This is a genomic window from Paradesulfitobacterium aromaticivorans (genome assembly GCF_054657415.1).
Genome location: NZ_BAAHYT010000010.1, coordinates 1,841,808 through 1,857,376, shown reverse-complemented (window position 1 = coordinate 1,857,376; position 15,569 = coordinate 1,841,808). Strand labels below are relative to the sequence as shown.

Sequence of the window (15,569 nt, the reverse complement as noted above, 5' to 3'; positions counted from 1 at the left end):
ACAGCCTTCGCTTACCCTTCCCATTCATTCTTACGCAGATTGTTCAAGATTTTGTTCACATAGTTTTGAGTCTCTTTATAAGGCGGTATCCCGTTGTACCTCTCCACCGCTCCCGGCCCAGCATTGTAGGCAGCCAAGGTCAGGGGAATGTTCCCCTCAAAGCGGCTTAAAAGATCCCGCAAAAAGCGAGTGCCTCCTTCAATATTCTGCACGGAGCTAAAAGGATCCTTTACGCCATAAGAAGCCGCTGTCCCAGGCATAAGTTGCATCAGCCCCTGTGCTCCCGCGGAAGACAATGCCTCCGGGTTAAATCCGGACTCGGCGCGAATTACTTCCCGGATTAAATTAGGGTCTACGCCGTATTTTTGGCCCATAGAGCTAATCAGTTGATCAATTGAGCCGTGTCCACTTGCACCCGCTGCCAACTCCCCACTGGCACTTTTAGAAGTTTGCTCTTTATCTTCAGAGAGCATTGCTTCCAGCATCAGGGCAAATAGCAAATCATTATTGGGCGTACCTGCACCCGGCCAGCTCTTGTCACTACTCTGCCACGCCCCGTTAGCCTGCTGGAGCTGGTACATAAGGATAATTTCAGCCGCATTCACCGAATGCGTCCCCCTTTGCGTATGTACATTTAATATGTCTTACTAGAAGAACTGCGCTCATACCGAAGGAATAATCAGCTACGCATTATCAAACGGAAATTATATCATTCAGCTTTCTTATTTCATCATCTTCCAAAATCCTCTCCGGCAGGAGCTGCATGATAATCCTGTCCGGCAAATTCACCACTCCGCCAATAAAAGGAGCGGTCACCAAAGGCGGCGGTGGCACCACATCTTCCAAGACTCTGACCTCCCGTACCTGATCAACCGCAAATCCCACATGGCTCCCCTGCACTTCTGTAATGAGCGCAAACAGATTATGTTTGTCATCGCTGTCCGCACTTGCTGCACCTGATTCTTTATCAATACCGAACCTTATATGCAGGTCAATCAGAGGAATGGCCTCACCGCGCAGATTTATCAATCCCCGCACGAAGGAGGGGGCTTGTGGAATCGGACGAACATCCCCTAAGCGGGTTATTTCCCTTACTACTTCAATCGGCATTCCATATTCTTCTTGACCCAGTGCAAATATTACGACCTGTGAGGCCACCTGCTATCACTTCCCATATTTTTATAAACTTAACATTCAACTTCATTGAAAAAGCATTTACTTTCCCAACTTCATTGACTAAGTTACTTTGCCCACTTCATTGACGGCTTTCTGTAATGTTTCATCCTGCGTCTGGATAATCTTTTGGTTCGCTTCGTAGGCGCGCATGACAGTTATCATCTTCACCATCTGCCCGCCCAGATCCACATTTGATCCTTCCAGGGCTCCCTGACGCACCTGGATGTTTGCAGCGGCTGCAGGCACCTGTCCAGGATTATTAGACAGATATAACGACTGCCCCTCGCGCGCCAAATTCTCCTGGCCGATGTTGACTACCAATAAGCGGTCAATCTCGGCTCCTGCGGCCTTAACCGTTCCATCAGGACTCACGCTCCAGTCTCCCGAGAGTGTGAGCGGACCGTTCGTCCCCAATACCTGATACCCGTCCCGGGTCTGGAGTACTCCCTGGCTGCTCAGCTCAAATTGTCCATTGCGCGTATAGCGCTGCTCCCCTGCGGGAGTTTGCACGACAAAATAATTGTCCGGCTCAATTAATGCCACGTCAGTGGCTTTTCCTGTTTCCTGCAGCGCACCTTGAACCGTGTTGCGGGCGACTCTGTCCACGATAACCCCTGTCCCGATCGCACCCAGAGGTGTGCTCTCAGCTATCCCGTTAGAGGTAGCCAGGCGCTCGATCCCTACTGTCGGAAAAACCCTTGCAAAGCTTTCTTCCTCTTTATATCCCGGGGTCTTAATGTTAGCTACATTGTCAGCAACAACTTCACTTTGCGCCTGTGCAGCCAACATTCCGGAAGCAGAAGTGTACAAACCCCTGATCATTCCTATCGCTCCCTAAGAATTATTCCTAAATTTTTTTCTCGAAGTTTTTAGGTTAATTCTATTTTTTTCCATTCAGCCATCGGATAACTCTGGCTTAGGGCTTCCCTTGGATAACCATGCGCATAAGTCCCAGTTCCGCTGAAATGGCCCTGGTCACGGAATTGTAATAGATGCCGTTCTCAGCCACGTTCGCCATTTCCCGGTCAACATCCACATTATTGCCATCATTGCGGAAGCTAGTATTTTGATCTGTGACCACGCCGGTGGCAGCCCCTTCATTCGAGCCCGGCAAATGCTGGGGAGAAGTGCGTTTGAGGGCAAGCCTCCCGCTGTTGTTCCCTTCCCCCAAGGCCTGGCCTAATACTTCTTGAAAATCGACATCTGAACGCTTAAACCCCGGAGTATCCACATTGGCTACGTTATCAGCCAGCACTTTTTGCCTCAGACTCGATGCATCAAGCCCCTTCTCTAAGATATTAAAGATAGGACTTTCTAACCAACCGGACATCCTGTTACCTCCTTAAGGAATTAGCCAAACCCCACATTTTATCCCCGTCCTGCACCAAGCGGGCATTCACCTGATAAGCTCTCTGCGCCTGGAGCATGTCCGTCATGCCCGTAGCCAGTTCCACATTCGAGCTTTCCAAAGCCTGAGCCCGAATCACGCCCAAGTTTCCTGTGCCGGGCTCTCCCGTTTGCGCCACCCCGGATTCGGCTGTAGCCAGGAAAAGATTGTCTCCTGCCTGTGCCAGTCCTTCCGCATTCGGAAAGCGTGCCAGGGTGATACGGCCCAACTCGTTGCGTTGGCCGCCTTGGAGCCCGCTGATTACACCCTCCGGGCTGACGCTAAGCTCAGTTACTCCCGCCCCTAGCGTTACTGGCGGTTCCAACAAATTTCCCTTGCTGTCCCCAATTTTACCTGCACTGTCTACCTGAAATACCCCGGCACGGGTATAGGCTATTTCGTTCCCAGCGGTGCGCACCTGGAAAAAACCTTCTCCTTCAATGGCCAGATCGAGTGCCCTCTCAGTGAAAGTAACTGTTCCCTGCCGGAAATCCGTACCTACACCACTATAGATTACGCCTGCACCCACACTCAAGGCTTCCTCAGCTGTAGCTCCATTTAACATCGTGGCCTTGGCTGGGCGAATCTCCTGAGCCAATGCTTCTTCGAAATTAACTGTTTGTGCTTTGTAACCGGGAGTATTGACATTAGCCATATTGTTGGCCACAGTATCTAGCCCAACTTGCTGCGCCCGCAAGCCTGCTCCCGCCGTTCCCAAGATCCGCATTTTTTGCCCTCCGCTTAATTCAGCATCCGGTAAGTCCGCGTTAGTTGCAAGTAAGTCCGGTGGTTTACTGACAGGTGAACTTACTTACGTCCTAAATACTAAGTTACTCGCATTAAGACCGTTTCAGGTCGATCAGTTCTTGCAAAAGTGTATCTGACACGGTAATTACACGGGAATTAGCCTGGAAGCCACGCTGGGTCACGATCATGTCCGTAAACTCCTGGGAAAGATCCACATTCGACATTTCCAGGGCATTGGGAACGATTGAAGTCTCGGCATGCGCAGCATCTCCGGCCTGGCCTAATGTAGGCGTTCCTGAATTGTTAGATTCCTTATAGAAACTCCCGCCCACATTGGTTAAACCCGCAGGATTGCTAAAACTGGCAACGCCGATTATCTGGCCTGCTACCGTGGTATTACCGGACACTCCGGTTATTTGCCCGACGGTGTCAATGCTGAAGCTGGTCCATGTCGGATCAATCGTAATATCTGCGCCTGAACTATCCTGTACGACCGCCCCGCTGGCAGGATCAACCAACAGCCCAGTGCTATCCACGATAAACCCACCCGCCCTTGAGTAAACCGTTTGCGCCCCGTTGCGCAGAGCAAAGAAACCCGGTCCCTGAAGCATGAGGTCAGTCGGGTTGCCGGTGGATTGAGAGCTTCCCTGTGTCATAATCTGGTCTACAGAAGCTAGCATCGCCCCCAGGCCTACTTGAATAGCATTCGTACCTCCCTGGGTCGTCGGAGTCGAAGCTCCTCTGAGAGTTTGGCTGAGCGCGGTGGAAAAAGTGGCGCGGGTCCGTTTATAACCGGTGGTATTGACATTGGCTATATTATTGCCGATCACGTCCATACGGATTTGGTGGTTTTTTAAGCCGGAAATTGCTGAATAAAGTGAACGCATCATAGCGCTATCTTCCTCCCGTCCTATTTTAGGCTTTAATTACTCTTTTTTCAGCTGCTAGGGCTCTACGTCTATAACCTACATCCATACTTTTTTAAGGTTTTACTTCCGTCACTTGGGTTAAATCCAAAGTTTGAGCCCCGATTACTAAGCGCACAATCCCATCGAGCATTTTAACACTGTCCACGATGCCCGTAATGACGTTGCCGTCTGCATCCGCACCGGTAACCTGTTTGCCGATTAAGACCGCTCCCTGAGTTAAGGCACCCTGCTGATACTGTCCGATCAATTCGTTTTTTAGATCCTTAACCGCATCAGCTACGTTGTTCATTTGTTCGAGGGAGCTAAACTGAGCCATCTGAGCAATGAAATCCTTATTGTCAAGGGGTTGCAGCGGGTCCTGATATCTCAGTTCCGTCGTCAGGAGCTTGAGAAAATCATCCTTGTTCAAGACATTGCCAGCCGCTTTCGTGATAATCTGACTGCTGGACCCCGTGACGGCTGCGCTGGTATTTATCATAGTTCCCACACTTTGTCCCTCCCTGATAAGACAATTCCCGGTGCCTTCAACACCCTAAGCCATATAGTTAATCCTGCTACCCATGTCTGCAAAACCGTAAGTGTGCTCAGACAGAAAGCTCCTGTCCTCTTCGGCCTGATCCTGTCTTGCTAAAGCATGAGCGGAAAATTCTTGCTCCGGCTGCTGCCCCCTGTTCCCGCCGCCAAGTCCGCTTTGCAGCAGGCCACAGGAAACCCCTGCCTGCTCTAAGGCTTGGCGCAAATCACTTAGACTATGTTGCAGAAGTGCGCCGGTAGCACTCTCAGAGGCTTGAACCTGGAGGTTAACCTGTCCGTCCTGCCAGTGCAGAAAAACCTTGATCTTACCTAATTCAGCTGGATGGAGTTGAATTTGCAGTTCCTTTACTTCCGGACTGTTCCTGTGTTCACGCACTGCCTCAGCAATCTTGTCCCAAACCGGCAACGGCCCTTTGCTCCCGTTTAAGGCTTCTGTCCCAATATTACCGCGGGCAGAATTGCTCTCAGTTATACCGGTGCGGCCTTCCCCAAAGGTAGGGAGAGCTTCCACACTGTCCTGTCCATTAGCATTAGTCTGAGACATCCCGCTCTGCGGTCGATTGCCAGTCATGCCTTCTCCTGAGTCTGCTTGAGCACTTGAGCTAATACTAGAAATTTTGCCTGAACCAGGCCTATTTTCCGCTAAAGCCTGCCCAGCACCAAGAGTCTTTAAGTCTTGTTCAAATCCCCCGGCAGCATCCACAGGGCTGCTCCCTGATGCCTTCAGGTTTCTGCTCTGAGAGCGGACTGTTGTCACAGCAGACTGTACCAGCTCCCCAAGACTGCCTTTATCTTCGTTCGTGCTCTTGTTTATAATCTCAGAAACCCTGGATTTTTCACCAAGAACACTGGCATCATGAGCTGGATCCGGCCCCATACCGGTTTCCACATTCGGGTCAAAGGCCCCGGTATTCGTGATTCCCGTATTTTGCCGGGAATCACTTAATTGTCTAACCTCTATGTCTTTTGGCTGTGGCGCTATCCCTCTTGACTGCGCCGCTATCTCTTCGCGGACAGCAACATTTTTCCCTGTACCGTCCATACTGAAAAATTTGCCTCCCAGACTACCTTGAACAGTTGCCTGCTCTCCCTGACCGCCCGCAGCCAAGTCAATACTTACCTGCTCTAAGGCTTGACTAACTCCAGCCAACCCCGGGCTTTGAACCTGGAGCAGGCTAAATGCCTGGGCTAAGAGCTTGCTCTGGAATTCCTGTGTCTGGTACGGGAACTCCGCTTTTACTCCTTGCCTGGGAATAATGATTTCCCCGTTTAATTCCTCAAGTAACTTAACAATACTCTCTCTATATTGATCCAACTCCGAACCTGTACCTATCGAGGTCTGCCCATACATCCCTGTGTGGGCAAATCCTCTGGTCAACAGGAGAGGGCTTGTCTCTTCCTGGCCTCCTGTGACAATTCCGGAATTGGCCTCCTTGCCTGCCGGAACGATGCTTGGGTTTTCCTCCCCAAACTTTTGCCCTTGCGCGCCTTCCGTCGCGTACAGCCACTGTTCAAGCACCGCTGCGAACAGTTCCCCTTCATCTCCCACCGGAGCGGCACTGTCCCCATTTGCTTTCTTGGCTCCCGGCTGTACCGGCGCAAGGACTGCGTTAACTGTCATGGCATCACCTGCTTTCCTCTTTGGCTCGTCTAAGTTAGACTCCAATTACTATATCGGCAGAAATTCCAAATTACTTTAAGCTAAATATTAAGGCCTAACCTTATAGTCTATTTAAAACAAATTCTTCTTCTGCCTGCTAAGCCTCCCCCTGAGGCGCAATATTGCCTGGGAGTGAAGCTGGGAAATCCGGGATTCTGACAGTTTCATCACCGCCGCTATCTCTTTGAGCGTGAGTTCTTCCTGATAGTAAAGACCAACCACCAGCTTTTCTTTCTCCGGCAGCTTCTCAACCGCTTCCGTTAGAATCCGGTATTGGTCCTCCTTTTCAACTTCCTGAAAAGCTGCTTGCGCTTCAGGGTCTATTAACAAGTTCAGGGGAGTGCCGCTCGTCTCCCCCTCTTCTCCTGTCGCCATCTCATCAAAGGAAGTGAGCGTAAGCATTTGCCCCTGTACCAGAATCCCTTCCAACTCCTGCCGCTCCATATTTAAATAAGCCGCAGCCTCCTCCGTAGAAGCGGCGCGCCCTAACTTGTTTTCCAAAACCACAAACGCATCCTGGACCTGCTTTACCCTCTGCCTGGCAGAATGGGGCACCCAATCCATAGCCCTCAGCCCGTCAATAATAGCCCCGCGAATCCTAAGCGTGGCATAAGTCTCAAACTTGACTCCGCGCCCTGGATCAAATCTTTCCAAAGCATCAAGCAGGCCAAATACCCCGTACCCGACCAAATCATTATCATCCACGTGCGGAGGGAGGGATATGGCCAAGCGTCCCGCGATCCGTTTGACCAAGGGCAAATACCGTTCAATCTGTTCCGTATTTAAGTGAGGACGGGCTGCACCTTCGTATCCCTTCTGCATGAGAAAATCTCCCCTCTATTGTTGTCCCCAGCCCATACGGCGGACTATTTCCGCCTGTTTTTCCGAACCCCCCAGGCCTCCGGCCAGTTCGGGGTTAACCTGACCGGGAAGGACTCCTTTCGCTGGTTCCTTCATCTCAACTTTAATATCCGGTTCTCCTTCATTGCCGAGCAGCACGCCGTCGTCTTCCAAACCCACAGCCACATCAATACGCCTTCCCGCTTGCTCAAGTCTGGGCGGGGAAGCAGTTTGCTCAAACAACTTAATACTTGCCCAGGCTAAGCCATAAATTACAATCCACGCGATCGCCGTCCGCATAACGGTCCCGGTTAGACCCGCTCCGCCCACAGCGGCAAGGATTGCAACCAGCAAGGAGGCAGCAACTGCCAGGCGCCACGCCCACAGACGCATTTTGTCTATGTAAGGACTCATCAAATCACCTTTTCGCCGTGGTTAATTGTGCGTATTTTTAGTTCCCCGGTGCCCACGTCATAATGTATGGTACGACCGAAGCTTCCCCCAACATCCGCGACGAGTAAAGGGATACCATAACGCTTTAGCTCCTGTTCCACAGCCTCGGCATTCCGATCCCCGATCTTAAGGACTTGGGGCTTGCCTGGAAAGGAAAACATTTGCGCCCCCCCTGCCATTTTCGCCCGCAGCCGCATTTTACTCGCCCCTAACTGCATAATCCCACTAAGCAAAAGCTCAAGAGCCGTATCCGCGTATTTAGCCGGATTGCTCCCTTTGTTGCCATTCGCTGTAGGCAACATAATATGGGCCATTCCTCCCACCTTAAGCATAGGGTCATGAACACAAATCCCAATACAGGAGCCTAACCCCGCTGTCATCAGGATATCCGGCATTTTGGCAGTTTTATAATCTGCCATACCAACAGTAATCACTACACTCATACTCCCAATGCTCCCAATAATTTGTTCAGAGAACCCTCATTCGGCAGGAAGATAAACTGGCCTTCAATCTGAGGAATTCCACTCATCTGAGTATCTATAAACAAAACATTGTCATCCAGGGTTCCCTCTTCAATCAGAATCGCGTCCAAAATTGCACCCGCCATATCGACAGCGAGCGCCGGCACAGAAGGCTGAAAGGGAATCCCCGAGAACTGAGTCAAGGCAATAAGGAAAGAACTGACCAAAATATTCCCTACTTCTTTAAGAGCGGATTGAGCCATCTCATCGTTGAAAAGATCAAAAGGTCCGTTCGTGCCAAACAGAGCCTGGCACACTATTTCCGCACTGGTTAGAGGGAAGAAAAACACGGCTTTCCCCGGTGCTTCCCCTTCAGCTTTGACATAAACCACGGCCTGAGGAGTATCCAACTGACCGATAATATCAGACACCTGAACAAAAGGTACTGCCCATACTTCCGGCACAGACATGTTAATCCGTCGCTGCAGCAGCGTAGAAAGAGCCGTGGCAGCGTGTCCGGAACCGATATTGCCGATCTCGCGCAGAGCATCAAGCTGGATTTGAGTTATATCCATGCTAGATCAATCCTTTCTTGCGCATGTCTCTTTGAATATCAAAGACACAGCGAATAATCCTGTCCCTTTCCCGTTCCGAGATTTCGTAGAATTCGGCCGAAACATCATACCCTTTGGCGTCTTCCGCTTTATCAGCCCGGCACACGCGCACTGGGGTCTTAATCTTGCCGTTAGGCAACTCTAACTCCGCGTACAGCAAAGAACTTTTTTCCACCTTCTCTTTTGTTTGAAAACGCATCCCGCCCCCGCTTAAATCCCGCATAAGCCCTTTTTGGGAGTCACTCAGCCCCTCGCGGGTAACAGCCCTGAAAGATAGTGGATAATAGGCCGGAACCCGCACGAAATTACGACGCTGAACTTTGCGGGTACTCTCAGGGAGTTCAAGCACAAACACCGGAATCGGAACCGCAATTCTCTGCATAATCTTGGCATCGAAAGAGTAAGCGGAAATATCATCCCAAAAATTCACTTCAACTACTGTGCCTTCCCGTAAAGGAATGACCTGCCCCTGGATATAAGGCGCAACCACAGACAGGAGTTTTTCCCCCACTTCATCAACACGCGTGCGGTATTTTCCCTTGTAATCCCCTTCCGGTACGTTTAATTCAATCGCCTGTCCTGGAAAAAGTTTCTGTTTGTATGTCAAAAGGTCACCCCCTTTTTCGATGTTCGTGGTTCGATATTCGTGGTTCGAAGTAGAAGGGGCATTAATTAAAAATTCTTGAGCAAAGAGCTTAGGAATCCCCGGATGCCTTTGGCTTTGCGCGGGGTCTGCAGGTACAAGCCGGAAAGAGAGGCAGCGACCCACTGGATGCAGCGATAAGCTGAACTCTCAGGATAAGATATTCCAATAGGCTCCTGTTTCATGACTGCCCGTACGACTAACTGGTCCTCATACACCCAGCCCAGGAGGTTGAGGGATTCCTTCAGGAATTTTTGAACCGCTGTTTCCAATCTTTCATATGTAGCCCTGGCTTCCCCTTCTGAATGCACCTTGTTTATTACTATATTAACCTGAAGATCCTGCCGTTCCAAGCGCAAAGCCTTAAGCAAGCCATACGCGTCCGTGAGGGCAGTTGGCTCAGGTGTTGTCACCAAAATCACATCATCTGAGGCCCTGAGGAAATTCAAGACAATATGTCCAAGTCCTGCTCCCGTGTCTATAATGAGAATGTCTGCCAATTTCTCCAGCCTACCCAAATTCGCGAGCACGTGAAGAAGTTGAGTTCTGTCCAGATTGGCCAGTTCCTGTATGCCTGATCCTCCCGGAAGAATTCCCACCCCTTTCGGACCGGTCATAAGTATCTCTTCAATGCTTTTTTCCCCGGCCAACAAGTGTTCCATCGTGTAGCGGGGGGTAATCCCGAAGGCAATATCAACGTTTGCCAGGCCGAGATCCCCATCCATAATAATGACGCGCAAACCGTAGTCAGCCAAAGCCAAGGCCAGATTGACCGTAAAATTGGTCTTGCCCACGCCGCCTTTGCCGCTCGTAACAGAGATCACGCGCATTTTATGTTTGAGGGGTGCCTGGCGCGAAGCCAATTCACGCAAAACAGTCGCCTGATCAGACATGCGGCTTTTCCTCCCCTAAGATGTAGTAAGTCAATCTTTCCGGAGTCGCAATCTCGATATCATCAGGGACGTTTTGTCCGTTGGTTACATAGGCAACCGGCAAAGTGGTTTGCTGTAATACATTCAGCAGGGAACCGGAACATTCTGTCTCATCCAGTTTCGTAAAAATTACATGAGAAGCGAAGTCCCGAAAGCGTTGGAATACCCTGAGCTGATCTGCCAACTGAGTTGTCGCGCTCATAACCAAAAGCGTAAAATTCGGCTTCGCCTTATCGAGAAAAGCTCTTAATTCCGACATATGCATTTCATGATGAGGACTGCGCCCGGCTGTATCAATGAACACTAGTTCTTTATCCGTATGCTTTAGCAGAGCCTCGCGCAGACCGGACGGAGTCATCGCCACTTCAACATCGACCCCGATAATTTCCCCGAAAGTTTTAAGCTGCTCCACCGCGGCCACCCGGTAAGTATCAGCGGTTATCAAAGCAACCTTGCGCTTGTCCACGATACTGAACCCGGCAGCCAGCTTCCCGATCGTGGTGGTTTTACCCACCCCGGTCGGGCCGATTAAGGCTACAACCGTAGGTCTGCCAGTCCCCGGCCTGATAGCACCTGTAGCAGCACACATCTTAAGTACGCTCTCTTTAAGCGTGGCATAAACCAGTTCACTGCTTGCCCATTCTTCTTCGCGCAGGCTTTGCTGTACCTGGCGCAAAAGCCGCCGCACTAGGCTTTCACTCAAACCCCGCTGCCGCAGAAAATCAGCCCACGTGCGCAGGGAAGTTGGCCAGATTGTTTTCTCCTCGCCCAGGCCTTCCATCTGTTTATTCATCTGTTCAAGCATTTGCCGCATCTGCTTAAGTTCCTGCTGCACAGGGGCAGTTTCCGGTGCATCAATCCCACCCGGCTCGGCCAAACTCCCTGCAGCATACGCCAAAACTCCCCCAGGGTAAGCCGCGGACCCCGAATTCACGTCTACTCTCGGATTTTGCGCGCCTCCCAAGAGTTGCGCTGCTCCTAAGCTTTGCGTTCCGCCTTGCATGCCTAAGCTGGAATCTTGCCTATAACCAAGCCAAGGATTACCCGCCGGATTGGGAACATCAGAGTTCCCCATCGGTGCCTTCTTACCTGCAGGGTGATCTTCAATGGCAGCCATAATTTCAACTTTAGGCTTGCCGAAAAAACCGAAAAAGCCCCCTTCGCGATACTGCCTAGTTTGGAGGATTACAGCTTCAGAACCTAGATCACGTTTTATTTTGCCCATCGTCTCCGCCACATTGTCCCCGACAAACCGTTTAACTCGCACGCGCGATCACCACCATTCCTACTGCTTGCACTTGGACACCCGGTACAAGTTCATTATACGAGAGCACTATCAAGTGTGGAAGCTGGCGCTCACTTAAACGTTTTAAGTTAATCCGCACAAGCGGAGCGCACACCACCACCGGGTTGTACCCTTTGAGCATCATTTTTTCCACCTCGCGGCTTAAGCTTAGGAGCAATTCCTGCATCAGAGAGGGATCGAGAGCAAGATAAGTCCCATAATCGGAAGGTTGAATACTGTCGAGGATCTTTTGCTCTATCTGCGGGTCAAGGGTAAGCACATACAGATTTTTGTCTTTGCCTAAAAGCGGCTGGACGATTTGACGGGCCAAAGCCTGGCGCGCATGCTCAGTCAGGCGGTCAATATCCTTGGTGCTCGGGGCAAAATCGGCCAAAACCTCTAAGATATTGACCATGTCCCGGATCGAAACCCGTTCGCGCAAAAGATTGCTAAGGATTTTCTGGATTTGCCCGAGGTTTAAGCTCTCTAGGACTTCCTCAACCACTGCCGGAGCCTTTTCTTTGGCGTTGTCAACCAGGGTCTTGACATCCTGACGATTTAAGATTTCCCAGGACTGATTCTTAATCACTTCCGTTAGATGGGTGGCCAGGACCGTGGGCGCATCCACCACGGTATACCCGGCTAATTCCGCCTGTTCACGGTAGCCGGAATTAATCCATTTGGCCTCGAGTCCGAAAGCCGGTTCTTTGGTCGGGGTACCGGGAATCGAGTCATCATCCAGCCCTCCGCTCATAGCCATATAATGATCGGCTATGAGTTCCCCGCCCGCGATTTCAGCGCCGCGGATCTTAATCACATACTGGTTGGGAGATAGGTTCATATTGTCGCGCACCCTGATTACAGGCACGATGAAGCCCATGTCACCCGCTATCTGGCGTCTGATGAGCACAATCCTATCCAAGAGGTCTCCCCCCTGCTGGGGGTCAACCAGGGCAATCAGGGCATACCCTAGTTCAAGTTCCATATGGTCTACATGCAGCAGCCCCATGATATTCTCCGGTTTTTTGCTCTCTTCAATTGCTGTTTCCCTAGCAGCTGCGCTTTCCTGCACCACTTGAGCCTTGCTGCTGCGCTGCGTGATCACTCCAATTGTGATTAACCCTCCCGCTACGAGAAACATCGGTAGCGGCGGCAGCCCCAGAAGCGCCAGCAATATCAAAACCCCTGCCGTTATATATAAAGCTTTGGGGGTGCGCAGCAACTGTTTGGCAAGATCCTGCCCCAAGTTGGAATCCTCGGAGGCAGCCCTGGTCACGATCAGGCCTGTGGCTGTAGATACAAGCAAAGCCGGAATCTGGGACACCAAGCCATCCCCGATCGTAAGCAGGGTGTACTTATGCAAGGCTTCCAAAAAGGGCATCCCCTTCATCGCCACCCCAGAAATAAAACCACCGATAATATTGACAAAAAGGATGATAATTGCTGCAATGGCATCCCCTTTGACGAATTTGCTGGAGCCGTCCATTGCCCCGTAAAAGTCTGCTCCCTGCTGGATTTTTTTGCGCCGATCCCGTGCCTCCTGCTCATTAATCAAGCCGGAATTCAAATCGGCATCAATGCTCATCTGTTTACCCGGCATGGCATCGAGGGTAAAACGGGCGGCCACTTCGGAAACCCGTTCCGCACCTTTGGTAATTACAATAAACTGGACCACTACCAGGATCACAAAAACGATAAATCCGACGACAGGATTGCCGCGGATTACAAACTGGCCGAACTGCTGGATCACGTCCCCCGCATACCCGTCCAGAAGCACCAAACGGGTGGTGGAGATGTTAAGCGAGAGGCGGAACAAAGTCATACTGAGCAGCAGGGACGGCAAAACAGAAAACTCCAGCGGGTCTAAGGTAAAAACCGCCAGCATCAGGGCTAAGACAGCCCCCGAAATGTTAAGGGTAATCAGGATGTCTAAAAGCCCGGGCGGCAGCGGAATGACCATCATGACCACGATCGCCACCAGTCCCAGGGCTGCTAAAACGTCTGTATTAGCCATCAAGCGGCGGCGCTGACTGGTGGTAACGGACATCGGGGTCACTCCTTTCTACCTAAAGTCTCGCTCTCTTCTTGAGCCGGTACACGAAGGCGAGGACTTCTGCAACTGCTTTATATAGGTCCGCGGGTACGGCTTGCCCGATATCCACCTGAGCGTAAAGAGCCCGCGCCAACGGCTTGTTTTCCATAATTACAATCCCATATTCCTTGGCCAACTCCCGGATGCGCCGGGCCAGTTCATCCTGCCCTTTGGCCACAACGAAAGGGGCAGGGTTTTCAGCAAGGTCATACCGGAGCGCTACTGCGTAATGCGTGGGATTGGTAACGACTACATCCGCCTTTTTTAAATCCTGCATCATCCGGCGCATGGCGATGGCGCGCTGCCTCTTTTTGATTTCGGCATTAAGCTGGGGATTACCTTCCGTCTGTTTGTACTCTTCTTTCAGTTCTTCATGAGACATGCGCAAATTCTTTTCAAAATCCCACCACTGGTATAAGTAATCGAACACAGCTAAGACGAGAAAGGAAGCCGCGATTTTCCACGCCATACTCAAGATCGCTTTCCCCAAAAGAACCGCTCCCTGGAGGACAGGGATTTGCTGCAGCGCGGGAAAGACCCCCATGTTGTCACGGATGGTAGCGTACAAAAAATAGCCAATCACGATAACTTTAATTAAGGATTTAGCTAATTCAATCCAGCCGCGCACGCCGAACATGCGCTTGAGACCGCTTAATGGGTTAAGCCTGGAAAGCTGCGGTTTCAAAGGTTCTACCGTAAACAGGGAGCGCACCTGCACAAAGTTGGCAACCACCGCTAGTACAAGCCCGGTTCCAAACACCGGTGCCACAGCCAGCAGCCCAACCCAGAGCACACTCACCAGCAAGCTTGCGACTGTTCTATCACTCCACTCTGTATTCAGGCTCCAGGTATAGGAAAAGAGATCTGCCATGCGTACAAACATCGCCGGAAACCAGTATTTAAGGATCGCTACATAACCCAAAAGCAAAAGCGCCGATGTCAGTTCCTGGCTTCTAAGAACCTGGCCTTTTTTACGGGCATCCTGGCGCCTCCGAGGCGTCGCGGGGTGCTGCTTTTCGCTCACATCCCCCACCCCCGGTAAATTTGCAGAATCCAATCCATACTTTTGTCAAACAGGCGTGCGATAGATTCCCCAAAAAACGGTACCGCCATGATTAAGAGAATAAAACCGAAAATTATCTTCACCGGAAACATCACGGAAAAAATATTTAACTGAGGCACGGTGCGCGCTAAGAGGCCCACACCCAAATCCGCCACCAGGAGCGCCCCAAAGACGGGAAGCGCCAGTTGGGCAGCCAGCGCAAAAACGCTGCTGACAAGCTCGATATAGAAATTGATTCCGGGAGGAAAACGACTTACGTTAATGGGAATATAGGCATAACTTTTGACCATGGCCGCAATCAGGTAGTGATGGGCATTGGTTGCCAGCAGGAGCATCGTAGCCAGAATTAATTGGAAGTTGCCCATCATCGGCCCCTGCATACCGTAGACAGGGTCAATCAGATTGGCCATGGTAAAGCCCATCTGAAAGTCTATCAGCTGTCCTGCTCCCTGCAGCACAGCCGTAAAAGCGGATATCACAAAGCCAATAACCAAGCCCACGATAACTTCCTTAATAACCAAGGCGGCATAGGGCAAAAGGCCAACCGGTATTTGAGGGGCATTAGCCCATACCAGCGGATAGAGCACAACAGAAAGGCTGACCGCGAGGCCAAGTTTGACCAGACCCGGCACCCCGCGCGCTCCGAAGACCGGTGCCAGCATGACCATACCTGTCCAGCGCGACAGGATAAGTAAAAACAAAGATAGGTTCCACTGGAGAATTTCTGCCAAACCCAAGCTCCCATACCTCCTC

18 protein-coding genes are annotated in these 15,569 nt (G+C 51.1%); all 18 read right to left on the bottom strand.

Annotated elements, in window-relative coordinates:
- Positions 1-11: 11 nt before the first annotated feature.
- Positions 12-605 carry a lytic transglycosylase domain-containing protein gene (locus ACYQ2N_RS14845; RefSeq protein WP_460000026.1) on the bottom strand — a complete coding sequence of 198 codons (594 nt, stop codon included), beginning with the start codon at positions 603-605 and terminating at the stop codon, positions 12-14.
- Positions 606-693: 88 nt separating this feature from the next.
- Positions 694-1,158, bottom strand: a complete 465-nt coding sequence (locus ACYQ2N_RS14840) for a chemotaxis protein CheW (protein WP_460000025.1) — start codon at positions 1,156-1,158, stop codon at positions 694-696.
- A 78-nt stretch (positions 1,159-1,236) separates the two neighbouring features.
- Entirely contained in the window at positions 1,237-1,998 is a 762-nt protein-coding gene (locus ACYQ2N_RS14835; RefSeq protein ID WP_460000024.1) for a flagellar hook-basal body protein, read from the bottom strand.
- Positions 1,999-2,092: 94 nt separating this feature from the next.
- Positions 2,093-2,506 carry a flagellar basal body rod protein FlgB gene (gene flgB, locus ACYQ2N_RS14830; RefSeq protein ID WP_460000023.1) on the bottom strand — a complete coding sequence of 138 codons (414 nt, stop codon included), beginning with the start codon at positions 2,504-2,506 and terminating at the stop codon, positions 2,093-2,095.
- A gap of 4 nt (positions 2,507-2,510) precedes the next feature.
- Complete coding sequence (locus tag ACYQ2N_RS14825; RefSeq protein ID WP_460000022.1) at positions 2,511-3,290, bottom strand: flagellar hook-basal body protein; 780 nt, start codon at positions 3,288-3,290, stop codon at positions 2,511-2,513.
- Between the two features lie 112 nt (positions 3,291-3,402).
- Positions 3,403-4,200, bottom strand: a complete 798-nt coding sequence (locus ACYQ2N_RS14820; RefSeq protein WP_460000021.1) for a flagellar hook-basal body complex protein — start codon at positions 4,198-4,200, stop codon at positions 3,403-3,405.
- Between the two features lie 91 nt (positions 4,201-4,291).
- Positions 4,292-4,717, bottom strand: coding sequence for a flagellar hook capping FlgD N-terminal domain-containing protein (locus ACYQ2N_RS14815; RefSeq protein WP_460000553.1), 426 nt, complete (start codon positions 4,715-4,717; stop codon positions 4,292-4,294).
- 54 nt (positions 4,718-4,771) lie between these two features.
- Entirely contained in the window at positions 4,772-6,394 is a 1,623-nt protein-coding gene (locus ACYQ2N_RS14810) for a flagellar hook-length control protein FliK (protein ID WP_460000020.1), read from the bottom strand.
- Between the two features lie 111 nt (positions 6,395-6,505).
- Positions 6,506-7,255 (bottom strand): FliA/WhiG family RNA polymerase sigma factor, encoded by a 750-nt coding sequence (locus ACYQ2N_RS14805; RefSeq protein ID WP_460000019.1) that lies wholly within the window; start codon positions 7,253-7,255, stop codon positions 6,506-6,508.
- Between the two features lie 15 nt (positions 7,256-7,270).
- Positions 7,271-7,687, bottom strand: coding sequence for a hypothetical protein (locus ACYQ2N_RS14800; RefSeq protein WP_460000018.1), 417 nt, complete (start codon positions 7,685-7,687; stop codon positions 7,271-7,273).
- Positions 7,687-8,169, bottom strand: coding sequence for a chemotaxis protein CheD (locus ACYQ2N_RS14795; RefSeq protein ID WP_460000017.1), 483 nt, complete (start codon positions 8,167-8,169; stop codon positions 7,687-7,689). The genes ACYQ2N_RS14800 and ACYQ2N_RS14795 overlap by 1 nt, the downstream gene beginning before the upstream one ends.
- A complete protein-coding gene (locus ACYQ2N_RS14790) occupies positions 8,166-8,762 on the bottom strand; it encodes a chemotaxis protein CheC (protein WP_460000016.1) in 597 nt (198 codons plus the stop codon). Before ACYQ2N_RS14790 ends, ACYQ2N_RS14795 begins: the two co-directional genes overlap by 4 nt.
- 1 nt (position 8,763) lies before the next feature.
- Positions 8,764-9,408 carry a flagellar brake protein gene (locus ACYQ2N_RS14785; protein WP_460000015.1) on the bottom strand — a complete coding sequence of 215 codons (645 nt, stop codon included), beginning with the start codon at positions 9,406-9,408 and terminating at the stop codon, positions 8,764-8,766.
- Positions 9,409-9,473: 65 nt separating this feature from the next.
- Positions 9,474-10,337 (bottom strand): MinD/ParA family protein, encoded by an 864-nt coding sequence (locus ACYQ2N_RS14780; RefSeq protein ID WP_460000014.1) that lies wholly within the window; start codon positions 10,335-10,337, stop codon positions 9,474-9,476.
- Positions 10,330-11,643, bottom strand: coding sequence for a flagellar biosynthesis GTPase FlhF (flhF, locus tag ACYQ2N_RS14775; RefSeq protein WP_460000013.1), 1,314 nt, complete (start codon positions 11,641-11,643; stop codon positions 10,330-10,332). The genes ACYQ2N_RS14780 and flhF overlap by 8 nt, the downstream gene beginning before the upstream one ends.
- Positions 11,633-13,708 (bottom strand): flagellar biosynthesis protein FlhA, encoded by a 2,076-nt coding sequence (flhA, locus tag ACYQ2N_RS14770; RefSeq protein WP_460000011.1) that lies wholly within the window; start codon positions 13,706-13,708, stop codon positions 11,633-11,635. Before flhA ends, flhF begins: the two co-directional genes overlap by 11 nt.
- 19 nt (positions 13,709-13,727) lie before the next feature.
- The gene (flhB, locus tag ACYQ2N_RS14765; RefSeq protein WP_460000010.1) at positions 13,728-14,777 is read right to left on the bottom strand and encodes a flagellar biosynthesis protein FlhB; all 1,050 of its coding nucleotides are present in this window, start codon (positions 14,775-14,777) and stop codon (positions 13,728-13,730) included.
- Positions 14,774-15,553 carry a flagellar biosynthetic protein FliR gene (gene fliR / locus ACYQ2N_RS14760; protein WP_460000008.1) on the bottom strand — a complete coding sequence of 260 codons (780 nt, stop codon included), beginning with the start codon at positions 15,551-15,553 and terminating at the stop codon, positions 14,774-14,776. The genes flhB and fliR overlap by 4 nt, the downstream gene beginning before the upstream one ends.
- Positions 15,554-15,569 lie beyond the last annotated feature (16 nt).

Excerpts from the sequence above, each read along its gene's own strand:
- ACYQ2N_RS14835 (WP_460000024.1), bottom strand. The coding sequence starts at position 1,998 with ATGATCAGGGGTTTGTACACTTCTGCTTCCGGAATGTTGGCTGCACAG.
- flgB (WP_460000023.1), bottom strand. The coding sequence starts at position 2,506 with ATGTCCGGTTGGTTAGAAAGTCCTATCTTTAATATCTTAGAGAAGGGG.
- ACYQ2N_RS14825 (WP_460000022.1), bottom strand. The coding sequence starts at position 3,290 with ATGCGGATCTTGGGAACGGCGGGAGCAGGCTTGCGGGCGCAGCAAGTT.
- ACYQ2N_RS14820 (WP_460000021.1), bottom strand. The coding sequence starts at position 4,200 with ATGATGCGTTCACTTTATTCAGCAATTTCCGGCTTAAAAAACCACCAA.
- ACYQ2N_RS14815 (WP_460000553.1), bottom strand. The coding sequence starts at position 4,717 with ATGATAAATACCAGCGCAGCCGTCACGGGGTCCAGCAGTCAGATTATC.
- ACYQ2N_RS14810 (WP_460000020.1), bottom strand. The coding sequence starts at position 6,394 with ATGACAGTTAACGCAGTCCTTGCGCCGGTACAGCCGGGAGCCAAGAAA.
- ACYQ2N_RS14805 (WP_460000019.1), bottom strand. The coding sequence starts at position 7,255 with ATGCAGAAGGGATACGAAGGTGCAGCCCGTCCTCACTTAAATACGGAA.
- ACYQ2N_RS14800 (WP_460000018.1), bottom strand. The coding sequence starts at position 7,687 with ATGAGTCCTTACATAGACAAAATGCGTCTGTGGGCGTGGCGCCTGGCA.
- ACYQ2N_RS14795 (WP_460000017.1), bottom strand. The coding sequence starts at position 8,169 with ATGAGTGTAGTGATTACTGTTGGTATGGCAGATTATAAAACTGCCAAA.
- ACYQ2N_RS14790 (WP_460000016.1), bottom strand. The coding sequence starts at position 8,762 with ATGGATATAACTCAAATCCAGCTTGATGCTCTGCGCGAGATCGGCAAT.
- ACYQ2N_RS14780 (WP_460000014.1), bottom strand. The coding sequence starts at position 10,337 with ATGTCTGATCAGGCGACTGTTTTGCGTGAATTGGCTTCGCGCCAGGCA.
- flhA (WP_460000011.1), bottom strand. The coding sequence starts at position 13,708 with ATGTCCGTTACCACCAGTCAGCGCCGCCGCTTGATGGCTAATACAGAC.